The 19,060-nt window shown below is 70.8% G+C and carries 17 protein-coding genes and 1 riboswitch; of the genes, 12 read left to right on the forward strand and 5 right to left on the reverse strand.

Annotation, left to right across the window (positions count from 1 at the left end):
* The first annotated feature begins 76 nt into the window (after nt 1-76).
* Complete coding sequence (locus ABD140_RS15705) at nt 77-613, forward strand: Pvc16 family protein (RefSeq protein WP_344241366.1); 537 nt, start codon at nt 77-79, stop codon at nt 611-613.
* Nucleotides 614-652: 39 nt separating this feature from the next.
* Here ABD140_RS15705 and ABD140_RS15710 read toward each other — a convergent pair whose 3' ends face one another.
* Complete coding sequence (locus ABD140_RS15710; RefSeq protein WP_344241368.1) at nt 653-1,120, reverse strand: TspO/MBR family protein; 468 nt, start codon at nt 1,118-1,120, stop codon at nt 653-655.
* Nucleotides 1,121-1,224: 104 nt separating this feature from the next.
* On the opposite strand from ABD140_RS15710, the gene ABD140_RS15715 reads away from it, so the two are divergent.
* Complete coding sequence (locus ABD140_RS15715; RefSeq protein ID WP_344241370.1) at nt 1,225-1,716, forward strand: NUDIX hydrolase; 492 nt, start codon at nt 1,225-1,227, stop codon at nt 1,714-1,716.
* 19 nt (nt 1,717-1,735) lie between these two features.
* Nucleotides 1,736-1,801: riboswitch (guanidine-III (ykkC-III) riboswitch) on the forward strand.
* Nucleotides 1,802-1,820: 19 nt separating this feature from the next.
* Nucleotides 1,821-2,144, forward strand: coding sequence for a DMT family transporter (locus ABD140_RS15720; protein ID WP_344241372.1), 324 nt, complete (start codon nt 1,821-1,823; stop codon nt 2,142-2,144).
* Between the two features lie 2 nt (nt 2,145-2,146).
* On the opposite strand, the gene ABD140_RS15725 is transcribed toward ABD140_RS15720, so the two are convergent.
* On the reverse strand, nt 2,147-2,692 hold the full coding sequence (locus ABD140_RS15725; protein ID WP_344241374.1) for a CGNR zinc finger domain-containing protein: 546 nt from the start codon (nt 2,690-2,692) through the stop codon (nt 2,147-2,149).
* Between the two features lie 112 nt (nt 2,693-2,804).
* Between ABD140_RS15725 and ABD140_RS15730 the strand changes: the two genes are divergently transcribed.
* From ABD140_RS15730 to ABD140_RS15755, 6 genes are all read left to right on the forward strand, one after another.
* Nucleotides 2,805-3,239 carry a VOC family protein gene (locus ABD140_RS15730; protein ID WP_344241376.1) on the forward strand — a complete coding sequence of 145 codons (435 nt, stop codon included), beginning with the start codon at nt 2,805-2,807 and terminating at the stop codon, nt 3,237-3,239.
* A 12-nt stretch (nt 3,240-3,251) separates the two neighbouring features.
* Complete coding sequence (locus tag ABD140_RS15735) at nt 3,252-4,154, forward strand: pyridoxamine 5'-phosphate oxidase family protein (RefSeq protein WP_344241378.1); 903 nt, start codon at nt 3,252-3,254, stop codon at nt 4,152-4,154.
* 241 nt (nt 4,155-4,395) lie between these two features.
* A complete protein-coding gene (locus ABD140_RS15740) occupies nt 4,396-4,875 on the forward strand; it encodes a YcxB family protein (protein ID WP_344241380.1) in 480 nt (159 codons plus the stop codon).
* A gap of 238 nt (nt 4,876-5,113) precedes the next feature.
* Nucleotides 5,114-6,883 (forward strand): PD-(D/E)XK nuclease family protein, encoded by a 1,770-nt coding sequence (locus ABD140_RS15745; RefSeq protein ID WP_344241382.1) that lies wholly within the window; start codon nt 5,114-5,116, stop codon nt 6,881-6,883.
* Between the two features lie 102 nt (nt 6,884-6,985).
* A complete protein-coding gene (locus tag ABD140_RS15750) occupies nt 6,986-7,810 on the forward strand; it encodes an acyl-CoA thioesterase (RefSeq protein ID WP_344241384.1) in 825 nt (274 codons plus the stop codon).
* A gap of 75 nt (nt 7,811-7,885) precedes the next feature.
* Entirely contained in the window at nt 7,886-8,689 is an 804-nt protein-coding gene (locus ABD140_RS15755; protein WP_344241386.1) for an acyl-CoA thioesterase, read from the forward strand.
* Nucleotides 8,690-8,695: 6 nt separating this feature from the next.
* Here ABD140_RS15755 and ABD140_RS15760 read toward each other — a convergent pair whose 3' ends face one another.
* Together ABD140_RS15760 and ABD140_RS15765 are read right to left on the reverse strand one after the other, a co-directional pair.
* Complete coding sequence (locus tag ABD140_RS15760) at nt 8,696-10,048, reverse strand: extracellular solute-binding protein (protein ID WP_344241388.1); 1,353 nt, start codon at nt 10,046-10,048, stop codon at nt 8,696-8,698.
* Nucleotides 10,049-10,050: 2 nt separating this feature from the next.
* Nucleotides 10,051-12,549, reverse strand: a complete 2,499-nt coding sequence (locus ABD140_RS15765) for a protein kinase domain-containing protein (RefSeq protein ID WP_344241390.1) — start codon at nt 12,547-12,549, stop codon at nt 10,051-10,053.
* Nucleotides 12,550-12,807: 258 nt separating this feature from the next.
* Between ABD140_RS15765 and ABD140_RS15770 the strand changes: the two genes are divergently transcribed.
* The 3 genes from ABD140_RS15770 to ABD140_RS15780 are packed head-to-tail and all read left to right on the forward strand — an operon-like array spanning nt 12,808 to nt 18,501.
* Nucleotides 12,808-17,598 carry an HD domain-containing protein gene (locus ABD140_RS15770; protein ID WP_344241392.1) on the forward strand — a complete coding sequence of 1,597 codons (4,791 nt, stop codon included), beginning with the start codon at nt 12,808-12,810 and terminating at the stop codon, nt 17,596-17,598.
* Nucleotides 17,591-17,911: a hypothetical protein gene (locus ABD140_RS15775; RefSeq protein WP_344241394.1), complete on the forward strand. Its 321-nt coding sequence runs from the start codon at nt 17,591-17,593 to the stop codon at nt 17,909-17,911. The genes ABD140_RS15770 and ABD140_RS15775 overlap by 8 nt, the downstream gene beginning before the upstream one ends.
* A complete protein-coding gene (locus ABD140_RS15780) occupies nt 17,908-18,501 on the forward strand; it encodes a hypothetical protein (protein ID WP_344241396.1) in 594 nt (197 codons plus the stop codon). Before ABD140_RS15775 ends, ABD140_RS15780 begins: the two co-directional genes overlap by 4 nt.
* Here ABD140_RS15780 and ABD140_RS15785 read toward each other — a convergent pair whose 3' ends face one another.
* Nucleotides 18,502-19,047, reverse strand: coding sequence for a TetR/AcrR family transcriptional regulator (locus tag ABD140_RS15785; RefSeq protein WP_344241398.1), 546 nt, complete (start codon nt 19,045-19,047; stop codon nt 18,502-18,504).
* Nucleotides 19,048-19,060: the final 13 nt, after the last annotated feature.

The following is a 19,060-nucleotide window of genomic DNA, read 5'->3' on the forward strand; positions in this document are numbered from 1 at the left end:
CTCGCTCCGGCCCGGGTCCGGCACGCGGTGAGAGAGAGGGGCGTCCGATGGGCGAACGCAGATCCCGGTGGCCGTCATGATCGACGAGGTCACCTCGGCGCTGGCCGAGCTCCTGCGGGTCCGCGGCGGCGACCCCGACTGGGTGGCGGTCAGCTCCCTGGACGCCGGCGCCGCGCTGACCCCCCACCAGATCCACCTGTGCCTGTGCGGCATCGCCGAACACCCCTGCCTGCGCGGCGCCCCGCTCTCCGGCCCGCCCGGCGGGCTCCGGCGCCCGCCGCTCGGACTGCGCCTGACCTACGTGGTCACCGGTCCCGGCTTCCCGCCGCTGGAGCTGCAGGCCCGCCTGGGCCGCGTCGCGCAGATCCTCCACTCGGTGCCCTCCCTCAGCCCCGACGACCTGGGCCCCGGCCTGGCGTCCCGGCTGCGCAGGCTCACCGTCCGGCTGCTGGACCCGCCGCTCGCCGACCGCACCGCCCTGTGGACGGCCCACGGCCGCCCCATGCAGCTGGCCCTCTACTACGAGGCCGACATGATCCTGTCCCACCAGCCCGCCCAGGAGGACGTGGAGATCCTCCTCGAACCGCGCACCCCGCTCCTGGAACCGGCCTGACGTGCCGACGGGGCCTTGGCCCCGTCGGCCGGCGGGGCTTCAGTTGCGGCGGACGATCGTGCCGGTGAGGACCGTCGCGAACGCCGTCCACGCCGCGTACGGGAGGAGGAGCATCCCGGCGCGGCGGTCGGCGCGCCACGCCCTGCTCACCAGCAGGGCGTTGGAAAGGTTGAGCGCCACGATCTCGCCGAGCGCGGCCCGCGGCTTCTTCGCCGCGAAGAACAGCACCGACCAGCCCGTGTTGAGCGCCAGGTTGATGCCGAGGGCCTGCGCCACGCCCCGCCGCTCGTCCGCGGGAGCGCGGTCCATCGCCCGCCCCGAAGAGTAGGCGATCAGGCCGTAGAGCACGGGCCACACGATGCCGAACGCCTGCGGCGGCGGCTGCCACGAGGGTTTCTCCAGCCGCCGGTACCAGTCGGACTCAGCGTCGGTGGCCAGCGCCCCCGCTCCCGCGGCCACCCCGACCGCCGCCGAGGTCTTGAGCAGCGTGTTCATTTTCGTCGTCATATCTCACCACCTACCCGGCCAGTGATTCCAGAACCTGTAGCCCGGCCCACACGCACCGTGTCCGCCCTACCCTGGCCGTACGGCCCCGGACCAAGGAGGAACCCGTGCAGTTCCCGGTCACCGACCCTTCGGGCGACATGCTGACCGGCTTCATCCCCTGCTCCGACCGGGCTCCCGGCGCCCCGGCCCCGCTCCCCGCGTCCCTGGTCGTCCTGCGCTCCGGGCCGTTCCTGCTGCTGGTCTTCGACAACGCGCGCGGGCAGTGGGAGCTCCCGGGCGGGATGATCGACCCGGGAGAGACCCCTCACCAGGCCGCCGTCCGGGAGCTGCGGGAGGAGACCGGGCAGGAGGTCGACGCGCTCCGCCTCGCCGGCCACGCTCGCTTCCGGCTGGGCCCGGAGCGGCGTCTCGAATACGCCGCCGTCTTCACCGGCCGCGTCGCCCGCCCGGAGGACTCCTTCACCCCCTGCGCGGAGATCGGCGCCTGCCTGTGGTGGGACGAGACGACGCCGCCTCCGGAAGCGGCGCATCCTCTGGATCTGGAGATCGCCCGTCTCGTCCGGACGGTTCGCCGACGTCCCGGGAATTCCCGGTGATCCCCGTTCGTTGACGAAGGCGCGGCCCCAGAAGGGGCGTGCCCGGACGAGACGCGCCGTACCCGGACTGCAAAGACGACGCTTCCCCGCAAGGAGGAGCCGTCATGGCCTGGTTGCTGATCATCACCGCCGGTCTGTTCGAGGTCGCCATGGCCTACTCGCTGAAGCTCAGCAAGGGCTTCTCGGTCCTGGCCCCCAGCGTGTCCTTCGCCGTCTTCGCGCTGCTCAGCTTCGGCCTGCTCTCCCTGGGCCTGCGCCACCTGGAGGTGGGCTCGGCCTACGCCGTCTGGACGGGCATCGGCGCCGTCGGCACCGCCGTCCTGGGCGTCCTCGTCCTGGGCGAGAACGCCTCCCCCCTCAAGATCGCCTCGATCCTCCTCATCCTCGCCGGCGTGGTCGGCCTCAACCTGGCCGGCGGGGGCCACTGACCTCAGTCCCGCCCGGTGCGGGCGCGCGCGTAGTGGCGGGAGGCCTTGGCCCGGTTGCCGCAGGCCGCCATGGAGCACCAGCGGCGGGTGCCGTTCTTCGAGGTGTCGAAGAAGTGCAGGACGCAGGCGTCGTGCGCGCACTTGCGGAGCCGGTCGGGGCGGTCGCCGACGAGGCGCAGGTAGTCGCGCACCGCCGTCCAGGCCGGGTAGTAGGCGGGATCGTCCAGTTCGAGGCGTTCGGCCGGCCCCTGCGGTGAGGCGGTGAGGCGGAGCCTCCCGCGGGCCAGCACGGCGTCGGCCGCCGCCGTGTTCGCGGGATCGGCCAGGAGCTCCGCCAGGGCGTCCCGCGCCCGCAGCAGCGCGGCGAGCGTCGGCTCGTCGGCGTGGACGGGGTGTTCGCCCAGCTCCGAGGCGACCGTGGGCGAGGCGAGCCAGATCGCCAGGCCGTCGAGTGAGGAGAGCAGGTCCTGCGGCTCCCCGTCCTGCGGCCACCGGGTGTTCAGCAGCTCCAGGGAGATCGGCTCACCGGTCAGCGGTCGGGGATCCATGGCCTCCATGCTAACCGCTCATCGTCATGTGGCCGGTTGACGCCCGACGATCTAACCCTTAAAGTCAATTTCACCGGTTAGAGATCGCCTCGCGCCGGAGAAAGGACCTCCCGTGAACACGCTGCAAACCGGCCATGTCGGACTGAACGTCACCGACCTGGACCGTTCGATCGCCTTCTACACGCGCGCCTTCGGCTTCGAGGTGGCCGGACGCGACGAGGGCCACGCCCTCCTCGGCAAGGACGGGCGGCTGGTCGTCGCCCTGTGGCGCCAGACCGAGGCGGCCGCCCGCACGGACGTCGCGGGCCTGCACCACCTGTCGTTCCAGGTCGACACGATCGAGGAGGTCCGCGCGGCCGAGGAGGTCCTGCGCGGCCTGGGCACCCGGTTCACCTACGACGGCATCGTTCCCCACGGCGAGGGGGCCGCCTCCGGCGGCATCTTCTTCAGCGACCCGGACGGCATCCGCCTGGAGGTCTACGCCCCGTCCGGCGCCGAGTCCGCCACCGCACCCGTCGCAGGCGCCCCCACCTGCGGCTTCTTCTAAGCGGCCCGCGCCATGGCGACCTACCACGACGGAGAGCTCTCCGTTCAGCACCGCGCCGGCCTGCAGACCCCTGCCGCGTCCGCGCTCCGCGCCATCAGAAGCTCCTTCCCGGAGGTCGCCATGGCCTTCCTCACCCGGCAGCCCATGATCGTCATCGGCGCCGCCGACCCGGCCGGACGCCTCTGGACCACCCTGCTCACCGGCGACCCCGGTTTCCTCCAGCCCACCGAGACGACCCTGGCCGTCCACTCCCTCCCCCACCCCGAAGACCCCCTCGCCGAAGCCCTGGCCGCCCCCGCCAAGGTCGGCATGATCGCCATCGAGCCCGCCTCCCGCCGCCGCATGCGCATCAACGGCACCTCCGAGCCCGTCCCCGGCGGCCTGCTCATCACCCCCGACCAGGTCATCTCCAACTGCCCGAAGTACATCCAGCAGCGCACCCCCGACCCCCTCCCGCCCACCCCCCTCACCCTCCACCGGGGCGCGGCCCTCACCCCCGCCCAGCAACGCGCGCTGGAGGAGACCGACACGTTCTTCGTCACCACCGCCTCCCCCGAAGGCGACGCCGACGCCTCCCACCGGGGCGGTTCCCCCGGCTTCGTCCGGGTCCTGTCCCCCACCCGCCTCCGCTGGCCCGACTACCGGGGCAACACGATGTTCCTCACCCTGGGCAACCTCGAACTCAATCCCGCCGCCGCCCTCCTCGTCCCCTCCTGGTCCACCGGCTCCCTCCTCCACCTCACCGGCACCGCCGAGACCGTCTGGAACGAGGCCGAGACCGCCGCCTTCCCCGGCGCCCAACGCCTGGTCGACTTCACCGTCGAAGAGGTCCGCGAGATCACCGGCGCCATGCCCTTCCGCTGGAGCGCCCCGGCCTACTCCAAGTTCAACCCACCCGCCGCGGCCGGCACCTGAACCGTCCCCGCGGGATTCGGCGGGGATCGGCGTTCGGGTTCCGTACGGGCGGATGCCGCTCCGGGACGAGCCTCTTGCCGCGATTCGGAGAAACCTGGAAAGATCTGCAGCGCTCCTGGCGGTCCACACCGTTTTCGGTTTCCCTACGGGCTCCATTACCTGCTCACGGAGTTCTCATCGCCCTGTGCGCGGCGTTCGTCCCCGCCGCCCGGCCATCGCCGGATCAGATGAAAGTGGCATCGTGAACTTCACCGTCAGCTATGAACCCACTCCCGACGATGTGGTGCGGGCGGCTCAGTACGGCATCAGGCGGCAGCTCAGGACCTTCCGCCTGGGGCTGCCGTCGGTACTGGTCGTGTCGGGGGCCGTCTGTGTCCTGGTCGGCGCCGTCTCCATGGGGATCGGCATGATCGCCGGAGCGGTCGTGGCACCCTTCGCGATGAACTGGGGGATCCGCCGGACCGCCAGGCGGCAGCTCACGTACATCTGCGTGCCCACGACGATCCGGGTGGCCGATGACGGGTACGAGTGCCGGACCGACCAGTCCGCCACCACGGTGCAGTGGTCCATGTTCGGGCGGATCGTGGACACTCCTGAGTCCTGGCTGTTCTTCGTGAACGGGCAGTGGAACGGGTTCCTTCCCCGGTGCGCCTTCGACGGCGCGCAGCAGGCCGAACTCGACGCCTTCTTCGCGGCGCGGCGGAACGCGGGAGTCGCCTGACGGAACGGCCTCGCCTTTCTCGCGGCCGACCACGTACGCACGCGCCCCGAAGAGGTGGCGAGATACGCCAGAAGGTATGAGTCCGTCAGAAGCGCTGCGCTTTCCGAAGAAGAAAGCCGTAATCTTCTCAGCGGGATCGCCCACCGGATCCTCGACGGGGCAGGACTTCAGCCGTGACCCGGTCGCCTGCACCGCCGGGGCCGTCGGGGAGAGAGCCGGGTCGTTCGACGATGTGGGGATGACGATGTCGTGGGTTCCGCATGCCAGTCTCAAAGGGCCTGCCGGGCTGGTCCGGTTGTCGGCCGGGCAGCTCGACGCGGGTGAGGGGAAGTGCGCGGAGTTCGCGGCGTTGAAGGCGCGGCCCCGGGTGTGGCCGAAGCAGTTCGAGGAGCGGCGGGACGCGCCTTGGGAGGGGTTTCCGCTCGGGCTGGTGATGGCGGCGCTGGACGGGGTGGAGTTCGGCGGGCTCGACGCCGAGGTCTCCGTTCAGAAAGTGCTGGAGGAGACGCCCAAGAGCGTGCATCCGGGGGTCGAGGGGTGGGTGCGGCAGGCGGTCGGCACCTACCTGGAGGACGCCCGGTGGCTCGCCGACGAGCTCGGGGACGTCGTGCTGCTGCCGCATCGGGAGTCCCGGGTGCTGCAGCATGTCGCCTCTCCCCTCGAAGCGCGGGTGCTGACGGGGTGGGGGCGGTGGTACGCCTCCGCGGACGGTGCCGTGCGGGAGGTGCGGCGGCTGCGGGTGAGCCGGGTGGGGGCGGGGGACGATCCGTCCAACCTGGCGTTGGCGCAGCTGGCGGCGTTCGGGGCGAAGGCGGCGGGCTCGGTCTACCGGGACATGCCGGTGGAGGTGCGCGCAGACGCGGGGCCCGCGAAGCGGGTGCGGGTCGTCGAGGTCGTGGTGAGCGACGAGCGGGTGCCGAAGGTCGTGGTGGACGCCGGACCCGAGGAGATCGCCCGGAGGTATCGGGAGCGGGCGCAGCCGGTGGCCTCGGATGTGGTGTTCGGCGGGCGCAGGCAGCCGGGATCGGACTGCGCGCAGTGCAAGCTGCGGGCCGAGTGCGACGCGCTGCCGCACGTGCCGGGGCTGCTGGGGCTGGACGGGAGCGGGACGCACCGGCGGGTGTGGTCGGCGGCCACGGCGGGGCAGTACCGGATCTGCCCGGCGCAGGCGCATCTGCGGGACCAGCGGCTCCCCGGCGACTGGAGCGACCATCCCGCGATCCGCCGGGGCACGCTCGTGCACACCTGGCTGGAGGTCGCGCATTCGCGGCTCCCCTACCGGGCCTGCGCCGAGGAGGATCTGCCCGAGGCGCTCGCGGGGTTCGCCGCGGAGCTCATGACGCCGGACGAGTACCGCCAGATCCGGCCCTTCCTGCTGAGCCACCTCGAAGTGTGCCCTCTGCGCACGGACGCGAACGTCACCTCGCTGACGGCCGAGCCCGCGACCGCCGCCTACGACGCGCAGGCGGACGTGCTGGTCGTGGCCCACCCGGACCTCGTCTACGTCGCCGGCGGCCGCACCTTCTACCGGGAGCAGAAGACGACGGGCGGCTCCGCCGCGTGGGACGCCGACACGCTCTTCGAGCGGGTGCCGCAGCTCGCGCTGGCCGTCTGCCTGATCGCCGACGGCGCGTTCGGCGGCGAGGCGCCCGTGTCGGGAACGGTCGAGCTGGAGGTCATGTCCCCGGCCGGCGCGTCCCTCTTCTCCTTCGACACCGGGGACGCCGGCGTCGTCGCCCGTGCCCGCGCGGAGCTCGTCCGGCTCGCCGGCGGCTGGCACACCGACGTGGAGTTCCGCCCCCGGCCCGGACGGCACTGCGCGACCTGCCCGGTGGCCCGCTGGTGTCCGGACCGGCACGCCCCGGACACCGGCCCGATCGAGGTCGACGGCGTGCTCATCGACCCGCGGACCGGGGAGATCCTCAACGAGGCGCCCGTGACGGGCCTCGCCCAGGCGGTGGCCTCGACGGTCGCCGAACCCGACCCGGACGACGAGCCCCCGTTCTGATCCGGAAACTCCATTCTCTAAAATGAGATTACGCATCTCGACGAGAGCGGGAGCGATCCGGCCGGGGAACGTCCCCCGCCATCGGAGGAAGGGACGCCGGACATGGACCTGAACGAGGCGCTGAAGGAGCTCTTCTCCCTGGAGCGGCGGGCCGCGGACCGGTTCACCGCCGACCCCGTCGAAGGGGTGATGCCGCGCACCTTCGGCGGCCAGGTCGCGGCGCAGAGCCTGTGGGCCGCGACCCTCACCGCTCCCCGCGGGCGCCCGGCGCACTCCCTGCACGGCCACTTCGTCCGGGCCGGCCGGTCCTCCGCACCGCTCGACCTGGACGTGCGGCGGGTCAAGGACGGCCGCGGCTTCTCCACCCGCCACGTCACCGCGAGCCAGGACGGCACGACCGTCTTCGAGCTGACGGCGTCCTTCCACGACCCGGAGGAGGGCGAGGACTGGCAGCCGTCCGACGGCGTCGACGTCCCCTCCCCCGAGGAGATCGCCCCTTTCCAGCTCCCCCCGTTCATCATCAGGCTCGCCCCCCACATCGACGTCCGGCCGGTGGCCCCGCTCGCCGAAGAGGAGGAGGACTACCCGCTGCGCCACCCGTACTGGATCCGCTTCTCCTCCCCCGTGCCGGACCCGGGGCTGCACGCCTGCCTCATCACCTACCTCACCGACATCGGCCTCGTCCACGCCTCCCGCCGGCCCGGCACGTCCTTCGCCTACTCGGGTTTCGCCAGCCTCGACCTCTCCGTGTGGTTCCACCGCCCCGCCCGCGCCGACGCCTGGCTCCTGCACACGATGGAGCCCGTCAGCAACCACGGCGCCCGCGGCATGACCATGGGCGGCATGCGCGCCCGCGACGGCGCCCGCGTCACCTCCGTCGCCCAGGAGACCCTGCTGCGCCCCGACCGCGGCGGCCCGGCGTCCTGAGCTCCGGGGTCACCGCGGACCGGCGGAACGGCGTTCCGTACGATTCCGGCGAAGGCCAAGGAAAGGTTCGGGGCAATGGGCATGAGCGGTGTGCTGGCGGATATCTTCGCGCTGGAACGGCAGGAGGAGGACCGCTTCACGATCCGGCCCGTGCCGTCGCAGATGGAGCGCACGTTCGGCGGGCAGATCGCCGCGCAGAGCCTGCGCGCCGCGCAGCTGACCGTGGCGCCCGGCCGCCCCGTGCACTCCCTGCACGCCTCCTTCCTGCGCACCGGGCAGCCCACCAAGCCCCTGGACCTGGCCGTACGGCGCGTCCGCGACGGCCGGGGGTTCTCCACCCGCCATGTCACCGCGAGCCACGGCGACCGGACGATCTTCGAGCTGACGGCGTCCTTCCACGTGCCGGAGGACGGCGAGGAGTGGCAGCCGACCGGCGGGCTCGACGTGCCCGGACCGGAGGAGCTCACCTCCTACGAGCTGCCCGCGTGGTTCGGCGGCGTCCCGAACTTCGACGTCCGCCCGGCCGGCCCCCTCCTCCTCGACGAGCTGTTCCCGCTGCGCCACCCGTTCTGGTTCCGCTACCGCGACCCGATCGAAGACGCGTCGCTGCACCCGTGCGTCATGGCCTACATCTCCGACCTCGCCGTCGTCGACTCCTCGCGCGCCCCGGGCTCGACCGTCTCCTACTCCACGGCCGTCAGCCTCGACCACGCCGTCTGGTTCCACCGCCCCGCCCGCGCCGACGAGTGGCTGCTCTACTCCATGGAATCCGTCACCAACCACGGCTCCCGGGGCATGGCCCGCGGCACCATGCACACCCTCGACGGCACCCTCGTCGCCTCCGTCGCCCAGGAGACCCTCATCCGCCCGGCCGGCTGACGGCGTTCACCTCCCCCGCAGAGCCTCGGTGAGCCGCTTCTCCAGGTCGTCCGGGAACTCCGGGGCCGATCCCGGCTTCTGCGGACATGCCGTGACCAGCGCGGCGGGCTGGAGGTCGCAGTACAGGAGCTCCTGGAAGACCCGGCTGAACTCGGTGTAGTAGGGGGTGTTCGGCCGGGGGCGCGCCTCTTCGACGGCCGTGCGCAGGGTCTCCAGTTCCTCCGGCGGCAGCCGGGCGACGTACCCGTCCGCGTCGTCGGAGTCCTGGGCGTCGCAGGTCTGCGGGCTGCGCCTGTCGTAGACCTCGGCGCGCACGGGCGCGAACCCTCCGCACCAGAACAGCCTGTTCTGGGCGTCGTACCCGGTCAGCGCCCGGATGAGCCGCCGCGCCTCCTCCTTGTACGGGGAGTGCGCGGCGACGGCCAGGCTCTGCCCGCCCAGGACGCCGCTCCCGGGCAGCACCGTGACGCCGTACTTCTCGGCGAGCCGCCCGGCGTCCGTGACGGACGGGTCCTCGGCGAGCCGCCGGTAGGCGGTGGGCCAGTTGCGCAGGAACAGCGTCTCGCCCTCGATGAACGCGCGGGTCGCCTCGTCCTCGTGCCAGGTGAAGGAGTCCCGTGCGATGAGCCGGGAGTCGCCGAGCTTCTTGCGGATCTCCTGGAGGGCGATCGTGTTGATCTCGACCTCGCCGTCGTCGTCGAGGAGCTCGCTGCTGTCGTGCGTCCACATCAGTTCGAGGGCGTTGATGGTGAAGCCCTCGTAGTGGGCCAGCTGGGCGGCGTATCCGGCGCTGAGCCCGCTGGAGGGGTCCGCGAGCAGCGTCCGGGAGTGCTCCCACACCTCGTCCCAGCTCGTGGGCGGGTCGAGATCCGCCTTCTCCAGCAGGTCCTTGCGGTAGTACAGCAGCGGGGCGTCGGCGCTGAAGGGCACCGCCCACAGTTCTCCGGCGTGCTCTCCGCTCTCCCGCAGCCTCCCCTCCAGCAGCCCGCCGACCGGCTCCCCGAAGGGCTCCAGATGGCCCGCCTCGGCGAATTCGGCGACCCAGGGGCTGTCGAGGAGGTAGACGTCGACGCCGCACCCGCCGTCCTGGGCCGTCGCGGCCAGCTGGGCGTGCTGGAGGTCGGCCACCCCCGACAGCTCGCGCAGCTCCGCACGCGTCCCGCCGGGGCCGCGCCACCGCTCGATCTCCGCCTTGCGCTGCCTGCCGGAGCTGACGTCCTTGTCGCCCAGGACGACGAGCGTGTGGTCCGTGCGCCCGGGGCAGCCGCTCCCCCGCCAGGGCCGGTGGACGGCCAGGGCCGCGACGCACACGAGGAGCACTCCGGCGAGCAGCCCGGCGGCGAACTTCCACTGGCGCATGCTCATCTCCAGATCTCGACGAACAGCCTGGCCCGGAGCTCCTCATAGGACGACCTTCCGGCCGCGACGCACACGAAGCCCTCCAGCCTCTCGTCCAGGGTCTTGACGCCGTCGGCGCACCCGCGCCCGCCCAGCACCACGACGACCACCCGCGGGGCGCCCTGGCGGCCCAGCTCCACTCCCATGTCGACGGCGGCCTCCCGTGCCGCGTCCTCGGAGACGTCCTCGTCCGCCCCGTCGGTGAAGACGACGAGCACCCCGGCGGGGTCGGCGGCGTTCAGCGCCGCGCCTCTGACCGCCAGGGCCCGGTGCAGCGGGGTCCTCGCCGCGTCGGCTTCGAGGTCCTCCACCTTCTCGCGCACCGCCTTGACCTCCTGGAGCCCCGCCGGGCCGCGCGCCAGGAGTTCGGCCGGGTCCCTGCCCCCCGGACCGGGGAAGACCGCCAGCCCGACCCTGTCGTTCTCCCGCAGCTCCGCCAGGAGGTCGCCGGTCAGCGCCCGGACGGTGACCAGCGGGACGCCGCCCGGGGCGTCCTGCTCCATCGATCCCGACCGGTCGATGAGCACCTCGACGGTGCGCCCGCCGCGGGTCTGCTTGAGGAGGTCCTGGGTTCCGGCGAGCGCGCCGGGCTCCAGGGGCACCGAGCCGGCGGGCCAGTCGCTCCGGGCGGCGTGCCCGGCGAGCCAGCCGCGCAACCGCTCGGCGTACTCCCGGCGCTCCGCCGACCGCGCGCCGGGCCAGGCGACGTGGACGAGCGGGTGGTCGAGCCGGGGGAGGCCCTCGACCTGCAGGAGGGGGAACGTGGTGGGCCGGCGGCCGGTCCCGCATCCGGTGCTCCGCCCGGACGTGGACGCCGCGTTGTACCCGGCGACGACGCGCTCGGGGACGATCGCCACCGCCTGGGCCTGCTCCTCCAGCGCGCACATGGCCGCCCCCGCGTCGGCGAGCGGGACCCGCGCCACCTGGCGTTCGAAGGCGTTCAGCCGCCTCCTGTCCCCGTTCACCGCCGGGTCGGCGTAGAAGGCCAGGCTGCCGAGCGTCCCCGAGGCCGCGCTGTCGGGGTTGGGGCGCAGCACCGCGATCCCGTGCGCCTCGGCCCGCTCCAGCAGTCCCGGCAGGTCCTTCCAGCGCCCGTCCCGCCGCTCCGCGTCGAGGACGCCCCAGGCCGCCGCCGTCGCGGCCACGGTCATCGCGGACCTCACGCCGGTGCCTCCCAGGTCCACCAGCCGCGGCGGCCGCGCCCCCGGCGGGATCTCGTCCGCCGCCGCGGGGTCGACGTACGCCTTCTCGGCCGAGCTGCTCATCATCAGCACGTCCGGTTGCGGGTCGGTGCGCAGCCGGTCCGCCCAGCCGCTCAGCAGTCCCGCGCGCAGCGCCTCCAGCGACGGCTGGGCGGAGACCACCACCTGCACGGGCCTGCATCCGTCACCGGCCTCCGCCGCCGCGAAGCCCTGCCCCGCCCGGTGGAGCTCCTCCCGCGACTCGGCCGGCGCCATGGCCCGCAGCACGAGGGGTTGCGGACAGTCCTCCGCCCAGCCACCCGCCAGCTCCGCGCCGCCCCAGGCCGTCCCCGCCAGCACCGCGCCCAGGGCCAGCCCCGCCACCGGCCGTTCGAACCACCGGACGGGACCGGGCGCGCCCGGTCGCGGATCGACGGCCGTCTCCTGCGTCGTCCGCGCGGCGGGAACGGTGAGGACGGGGTCGTCCAGCCCTTCGACGATCGCGCGGACCCGCTCCGCCGCGGGGCGCCGGCGCGGATTCTTGTGCAGGCACCTGCGCAGCAGGGAGCGCCACGGCCTCGGGAAGGCGGTGAGGTCGGGCACCTGCGTCCTGATCCGCTCGACCACCCGGTCGGCGTTGTCGCCCTCGTCGCGGAAGGGGTGCCCGCCCGTCGCGGCGTGGACCATGACGACGGCCCAGCTGAACACGTCCGAGGCGAACCCGGCCCGCCCCGGGGAGAACTGCTCGGGCGCCATGTAGGCGATGGTCCCGACCGGTCCCCGCCAGACGGTCGTGGCGCTGCCGGCCCGCCGGGCGATACCGAAGTCGATCACGTGGGGGTGGTCCGGCGCGCAGATCACGTTCGCCGGTTTGAAGTCGCGGTGCACCACGCCGTGCGCGTGGAAGGCGGCCAGCGCGACGATCGTCCCGAGCGCCGTCTCCCGCAGCTCCCCCGGCCCCAGCCGCCCGTCCTCGACCTCGTCGAGCCGCTGCTTCAGCGTGGGCCCCTCGAGGTACTCGGTGACGAGGTAGGGCCGTCCGTCCTCGAGCCTGCCGAAGTCCAGCAGCCGCGCCGCGTACCCGGCCGGCACCTCCCGCAGCGCCGCGATCTCCTTGCCGAACCGGTCCTCGGCGTCCTCCCCCCGCCCGTACACCTTCACCGCGCCCCGCGCCCCGTCCTCGCCCACCCCGAGGTACACGACCGCCTGGCCGCCCCGCCCCACCTCCTCCCCCACCCGGTACCCCGCCACCTCCTCGGGCACATCGAGCCGACGCGTCACTCCTCAGACCTCCGTGTTCGGCCCCCCGCACCGGAAGACATCCGCCCTCCCATGTGACCAGAACCTCTCCGCTGTTTCTCTCGAATAAGCGATCTGGCCCTTTCCGGCAAGCCACAGGTCCGTCACGCCGCCGTCCGCCCGGGAGAACCGGCGCTCGACGGTGGCCCAGGAAGATGTCAGCGAATACCACGGGATTGACATCGAAGACCTTAAAGTGCTTGTCATCGCTTTGGTCGGCTTCGTAACCCTAGGGGTTCCATGGTCACGCGCAGGGCCTGTCTGATCGGTGTGCCACAGAGCAAGAATTCCGGCCTGGACACTATTGAAGACATAGTCAGGTCCGATATCGAGAGGTTGGCCGACGCCCTCCGCAATTCCGACTACGACGTCCAGTCCCACGGCATCGGCGGAATCGAGGACGCGCCCACCCGCAACCTCATCACCAGGGTCATCGACGAGGCGTACGAGGACGCCCCCGAAGACGGCGTGCTGCTCATCTACTACTCCGGTCACGGGGTGTCCATCGACGGACGCGACTACCTGGTGCCGAGCGACGCCTACGTCAGACGCTCGACCGGGCGACTCGACACCAACAGCCTCGTCCCGGTGGTCCCCGACGGGATCCCCGAGTGCCGCGCCCGGCTCATCCTCATGATCGTCGACGCCTGCCGCACGCCGGTCCGCACCGACGACGCCCCTCCCGTCAACCCGCTCCTGCACCGCGCCGAAGGCGGCGCGTTCGTCCTGGTCAACGGATGCCGGCCCGGCCAGGTCTGCAACTTCGACGAGAGAGGGAGCGTCTTCACCCAGGCGCTCGCCCAGGCCCTCGACCGCCGGAATCCCGCCGTCACCTTGGAAGAGGTCGTCGAGGCGGTGAAGGCGAACATGAAGGACCGGGCCCGCTGGAGCGGGGACGAGCAGGAACCCCACCTTCCCTATCCCGAGGTGTTCCGGTCCGCGAGCCGGATTCCGATCTGCGCCGGTGACGGACTGGTCGCGGCCTGGCGCAACGCCGTCCTCTCCAACGGGCTCTGGGACCTCTGCGAAGGCGATTCCGAAACCGCCCGCCAGGAGACCCTGCGCGTCGTCACGGAATGCGCGCGCCGCTGCGGAGACGCCTCCGCGGCCCTCCACCGGCGCACCGGCCTCACCGATCCCTGGACCGACCAGAACCACCCCGGACGGGTGCTGGAAGCGGTGCGCGTCCTGCTGGGAGGCGACGCCCGCCTGCGGCCCGCCGAGGCGTCCTTCCTCATCGCCGCGCCCTTCCTCCACGAGACGGTGCTGGCCGCGGGAATCCACGACGCCGCCGGAATCTCACCGGAGAACCTCGACCGCACCTACGGGTCCGGGCTCCGGCGGGACCTGGAGGTCTCGCACGAGATGTACCAGCACATCGTCCGCCGGGCCGAGGGGTTCCATGCCCGCGGCCAGAAGGAGCCCTGGAACGCCCTCGTCATGTGGCTCGTCCACCAGTGGCTGGGAGCACGCAGGTCCCTTTGGAGGAAACCCGCCGCGCGGGAGGCCTACCGATGGGGCGCCGGGCTGTTCGCCGACTGCGCGGGCAGCGCGGGGCAGGCGGAGGTCTGCCACCTCGCGGAGGCTCTCATCCGCGCGGTCGGCGCGGAGCCGATCGACGAGTCCCTGCTCTCCTGGCTGGCACACGACTACGTGGACGACCGGTGGCGCGGATACGCGGCGGTCCTCTGGCTCGCCGGCCTGATGGCCGCCGACACGAGGCGCGGCAAACCGGTGCTCGCCGATCTCCTCGGGACCCAGCTGGAGCTGCCGCTGGGCATCGTGCAGAACGCCGCGAGCCGCGACGCGAGCTGGCACTACGAGGGCGAGGACCTCGATCTGCGGCTCACGTGCGGCCACCCGGCCCTCCACGATGTCTTTGAAGCCGTGGCGGCCAGGGCGAACACCGCCTGCGAGCGGTCGCTCAACGCGCTGGCCGTCCCGTCCTGGCTGCGCGACCGCCTGCCCCGGCGTGTCACCTCGACCGGGCTCCGGCCCGTCCAGGTCCCCGACACCGGACGCGCCTACGAGGTGCCGCTGCCCCGCTTCCAGCTGGCCGAGGACAAGGTCAGGGAGCTGCTCATGGGCAGGCAGCTCTACGACGACCCCAACCTCGCGATCCGCGAGCTGTACCAGAACGCGCTCGACGCCTGCCGCCTCCGCGGGGCCAGGACCCAGGCCCTGGAGCGCCGCGGCCTGCGCCCCGACCCGTGGGAGGGCCGGATCGTCATGCGGCAGGGGACGGAAGGCGGCCGCCGGTTCATCGAGTGCGAGGACAACGGCGCGGGGATGAACATCGAGATCCTCAAGAACGTCTTCGCCAACGCCGGTGAACGGCTCGTCTACCAGATGGAGTTCCGCGACGAGCAGGCCGCCTGGCAGGAGCTCGACCCGCCGGTGCAGATGGTGCCCAACAGCCAGTTCGGCGTCGGCGTGTTCAGCTACTTCATGCTGGCCGACGAGATCACCGTGACGACCCGGCACGTCCCCCGCGCCGGTACCGTCGCGCCGAGCGCGCACCAGGTGCACATCGCCAGCAGCGGCAGCCTCTTCCAGATCACCCGCTCCGACGACCTGCGCGGCGGCGGCACCCGCGTCCGCCTCTACCTCGCCGGCGACGAGACCTCCGTCTCGGTCTCCCGCACGATGCGCAAACTCCTCTGGGTCGCCGAGCACCGCGTCGAGGTCGTCCAGGACGGCCTGACCGAGGTGTGGGAGCCCGGCGTCCTGCGCTACCACGACGAGACGGCCGCCGCCCGGGCCCACGGCGACCACCTGTGGTGGGTCTCCGGCGAAGGCGGCCTCGCCGCCGACGGCCTGCGCACCAACGAGGAGATCTACGGGCTGATCATCAACCTCAGGAACGAGCAGCGCCCCGAGTTCACCGTCGACCGCAAGACCCTGCGCAACTGGGACAAGGACTGGGTGAAGGAGCAGATAGCCGCAGCCCTTCCCCGGCTCATGGAGTGGCCCGGTTTCACACTGTCCTGGCTCTGGAAAGTCTCCACCTCGAACACAGAGGTTGCTCAGCAGATCTTCGACTATGCCACCGGCAAAGGCATTTCAGTAAGAGTCGGAGGAATCTGGAGCGAATCAACATCAGCACCCATTGACCTCGTCGGCCTATTCATCCAGGACGAAGCCCTTCTCGATGCGCACAAATCGGGGATTGTATATCCCCGCTGGCTTCAAGCATGGCGAAACGGAATTTGGAATACCTATACCAACCACATGCCCGTCATGGACTTCAAAACCTCCCCCCGTAGTGTCGACGGGTTCCCTGTCACCGACCCCACGGATAGCAGGATAATGAACGATATAGGCGCCCTCCAATTCTACAGCGAAGACGACGACAGGGTGCCCATCAACAGACTCCTCCCTGCCGTGGCCCACCCCGAACAACCCGCAAAGGAGATAATCCGAAGGCTCGCCCGCTATGCCATCACGGGAATAAACATCATCGAGCTGCGCAATATTCCAGAGATTTCGCATCGATGCGCGGAGGACAACAGGAAGCTCTTCTACGCTTTTGGGGCATGGTCGAGACCCGGCGCGAAGGCCAATAAATCAATAGCAGGATGGATCGTGAAAGCATCCATGGAAATGGACATTCCCATAGGGGAAGTCATCGATCAGGCCGCGCGAATAGTCCCAGAAGGATGGAGCATCCAGTCCCCCAACCTTGGGGCCCTCGCCAACTACACGTGTACGAGTGCCGATGTCCTTCTACTGACAGAGAATTCAGAAAAAACCCATCCCTGGGTCGAGGACGCGCTCAGCCCTGCGCACCTGATGTCAGCCACCGGCTTGCTGGCCCGACCCTTGAACGATGTCCTGGCGATGGCCGACAGGCTCAAGCCACTGGGCGTGCGAGTAGCGAACCGCGAGGCGTATCCAGATGATCTCACAGCGGCAGAGATGGAAGCCCTCCAACTCACCCGATCCATTGGCAAGAAAATGTCGATCGTCGAGATAATAATTGTGGCAGGGAAGTCAGGAGCAACCCTCGGCCAAACGATCAACAACCTCTCCACACTGGAAAATAAGGGATTTCTCCAGCTGCCGGAAATCGAGAACTGCCACAACCTTAAAATAGACCCACCAGAACTTGGGTTCGCCTTCGAAGAACTCTACCGGAGCTTCTTGAAGAAGAACCCGAACGGAATAACCGAAAACTACCAGTGCATTTTGATCGCCGAAGCACTGTCGGGGACTACGCGCTTCAATGGCAACCATGCCGCAGCCGCCCGCAAACTTAAACAAATAATCACACCGAGAGGTGCGTTCTCGGGTTTCCATCTTGCAACTCTGGCGTACCACCTCCGCTGCACTATCGGAGAATCCAGGGAAAAAATCCTGTCAGCCTACCCCGATGCCTCCATCATGCCCATACCTGAAAACTGTCTCTCTCTGGAGGTTCCACACAACTTCCTCACCCACCTGATCGCTCTACCCTATCAAGAAACAGAACCTCAAGAGTGGAAGGTGGCCCCTGGAAAAGTTATCAGCGGAGCGTTTTATAACAACATTCCATTGAGGGGATACCTTCAAAAACTAGAGCCCTACCGGGAACTGGGAGCTCAAATCCCCGAACTGGACGAGGAGGCCCTTGCCAAACTTGATCAGACCCCGGTCGACGAGTATGACATATATGCGATTTCCACAAGTTCAAGATATTGGAGAGAAAAATACATCTCCGATATCGGCCCACTCGATCTCGTTCGTATCGCCGGGAGGCTGGGGTGGACCCCGGCCGAGGTCAACGGGCGGCTTCAGCGGTTGGCGCCGCTCGGGCTGACGCTCGACTATCCCGCGGGGGCGGTTCCGGATGAGATCGTCCGCTGGCAGGACCTGCTGGCGCTGACCACGTATCTGGACGGCCAGGCGCCCGCGGTGGAGGCCGTCGACGCCGGGCATCTGCGGAAGGCCGCGGAGCGGACCGAGAGTTCGGTCGGGTGGCTGCTCGAACGCCTGCGGGTGTACGCCCCCTTGTTCTCGTTCCCCGAGCTGCCGGAGGCCGCCGATGTCTGAGAGTCCTTCCATCGACCACCACCGGGACATCGGTTACGCGGAAGCACGTGCGACGGCGGATCAGCCGTTCACCGTCACCGCCGATCCGGACGGGGACGGCATGGTCGTCCAGGGGGTCTGTCCGGCCTGTCGTACGTTCACCGAGTTCGCGATCGGTCGCGGCATCGTGGGCACCAAGGGCCGGCGGCGGGCCTCGGCGCCGGCCCCGGCGGAGATCACGGTGTTCTGCATGTGCGGGCACGTCCACGCCGAGCGGCCGCCGGAGGCCACCGACCGGGGCTGCGGGCGGTTCTGGAAGGTGCGGCTTCCGTGAGCCCGGACGACAAGCGCTGGGCGCTCAAGGCCTACGAGCTGAAGTTCCAGCAGCTGGAGATCGCCAGGAAGCAGGCGGAGAGCTGGCGTGCGGCGCTCACCGGGCTCACCTCGCTCCTCGGCGCTGTGCTCGTCATCAAGGGCAAGGACAGCCTCGCCGACCTGAACGACCCGTACCGCTGGATCGTCATGGTCCTCCTGGGCGCGGCGCTGGTCCTGCTCGTCACCGCGACCATGCTCGCCGTGAGCGCGGCGGCCGGGAATCCGGGCGGGAGGATCCTGCTCACCGGTGAGCATCTGCGTTCCTGGAGCACGGCCGAGGTCGTGCGCATCGAGCGCTTCGTCGCCTGGGCGTCCCTGCTGACCCTGACGGCCGTCACGGCGGTCGCGGTCGCGGTGGGGATCACCTGGACGGCTCCCGCGAAGAGCGGCGCGGTCCTCGTGACCGTCGTGCACCGGCAGGGGACCGTCTGCGGGGAGCTCTCGGGGTCCGCGCAGGGGCGGTTGCTCGTGCGGAGCCCCAGGACGAAGAGCGTCGCCTCGGTGCCGCTGGTCGACCTGATCGGGGTGCAGGCCGCCGAGAAGTGCTGATCACGGGCCCAGGAAGAAGTCCAGGAGTTCGTCGGGGGTGGCCGAAGGGGTGTCCTCCGGGGTGGGGATGAGGTAGCCGCCCACCCAGGCGCGGAGCATGAGGAGGGCGCGGAGGGGGGCGTCGGGGACGGCGAGGTCGGTGAGGCAGGCGGTGATGTGGCCGAGCATGGCGCGGTCGGCGTGGCGGACGGCTTCGGCGGCGTCGGGGTCGTGCTGGGCCCACAGGCGCATCGCGCGGTCCAGGGAGGCGACCTCGGCGCCGAGTGCCTGGATGCGGCGGAGGCGTTCGCGGGGGTCGGGGGTGGTGCCGAAGGCGAGGCCGAGGACCTCGTCGGTGCGTTCGTGGGCCCAGCGGTCGAGGAGGGCGCGCAGCAGCTCGGAGCGGTCGCGGAAGTGCCAGTAGAAGCTGCCCTTGGTGACGCCCAGGCGGGCGGCGAGCGCGTTGATGCCGATGCCGGGCTCGCCGCTGCGGACGAGCTCCTGGTAGGCGGCCTCGACCCAGTCGCGTCTGCTCACCCTGGGGCGTGCCCGCTTCGCCGTCTCCACGCGTCCTCCTCGA

Source organism: Actinocorallia libanotica (assembly GCF_039525175.1).
Taxonomy (GTDB): Bacteria; Actinomycetota; Actinomycetes; order Streptosporangiales; family Streptosporangiaceae; genus Actinocorallia; species Actinocorallia libanotica.

Coding starts and splice junctions, on each gene's coding strand:
- ABD140_RS15705 (WP_344241366.1), top strand. CDS start 77: ATGATCGACGAGGTCACCTCGGCGCTGGCCGAGCTCCTGCGGGTCCGC.
- ABD140_RS15710 (WP_344241368.1), bottom strand. CDS start 1,120: ATGACGACGAAAATGAACACGCTGCTCAAGACCTCGGCGGCGGTCGGG.
- ABD140_RS15720 (WP_344241372.1), top strand. CDS start 1,821: ATGGCCTGGTTGCTGATCATCACCGCCGGTCTGTTCGAGGTCGCCATG.
- ABD140_RS15725 (WP_344241374.1), bottom strand. CDS start 2,692: ATGGATCCCCGACCGCTGACCGGTGAGCCGATCTCCCTGGAGCTGCTG.
- ABD140_RS15735 (WP_344241378.1), top strand. CDS start 3,252: ATGGCGACCTACCACGACGGAGAGCTCTCCGTTCAGCACCGCGCCGGC.
- ABD140_RS15745 (WP_344241382.1), top strand. CDS start 5,114: ATGACGATGTCGTGGGTTCCGCATGCCAGTCTCAAAGGGCCTGCCGGG.
- ABD140_RS15750 (WP_344241384.1), top strand. CDS start 6,986: ATGGACCTGAACGAGGCGCTGAAGGAGCTCTTCTCCCTGGAGCGGCGG.
- ABD140_RS15755 (WP_344241386.1), top strand. CDS start 7,886: ATGGGCATGAGCGGTGTGCTGGCGGATATCTTCGCGCTGGAACGGCAG.
- ABD140_RS15760 (WP_344241388.1), bottom strand. CDS start 10,048: ATGCGCCAGTGGAAGTTCGCCGCCGGGCTGCTCGCCGGAGTGCTCCTC.
- ABD140_RS15770 (WP_344241392.1), top strand. CDS start 12,808: ATGGTCACGCGCAGGGCCTGTCTGATCGGTGTGCCACAGAGCAAGAAT.
- ABD140_RS15775 (WP_344241394.1), top strand. CDS start 17,591: ATGTCTGAGAGTCCTTCCATCGACCACCACCGGGACATCGGTTACGCG.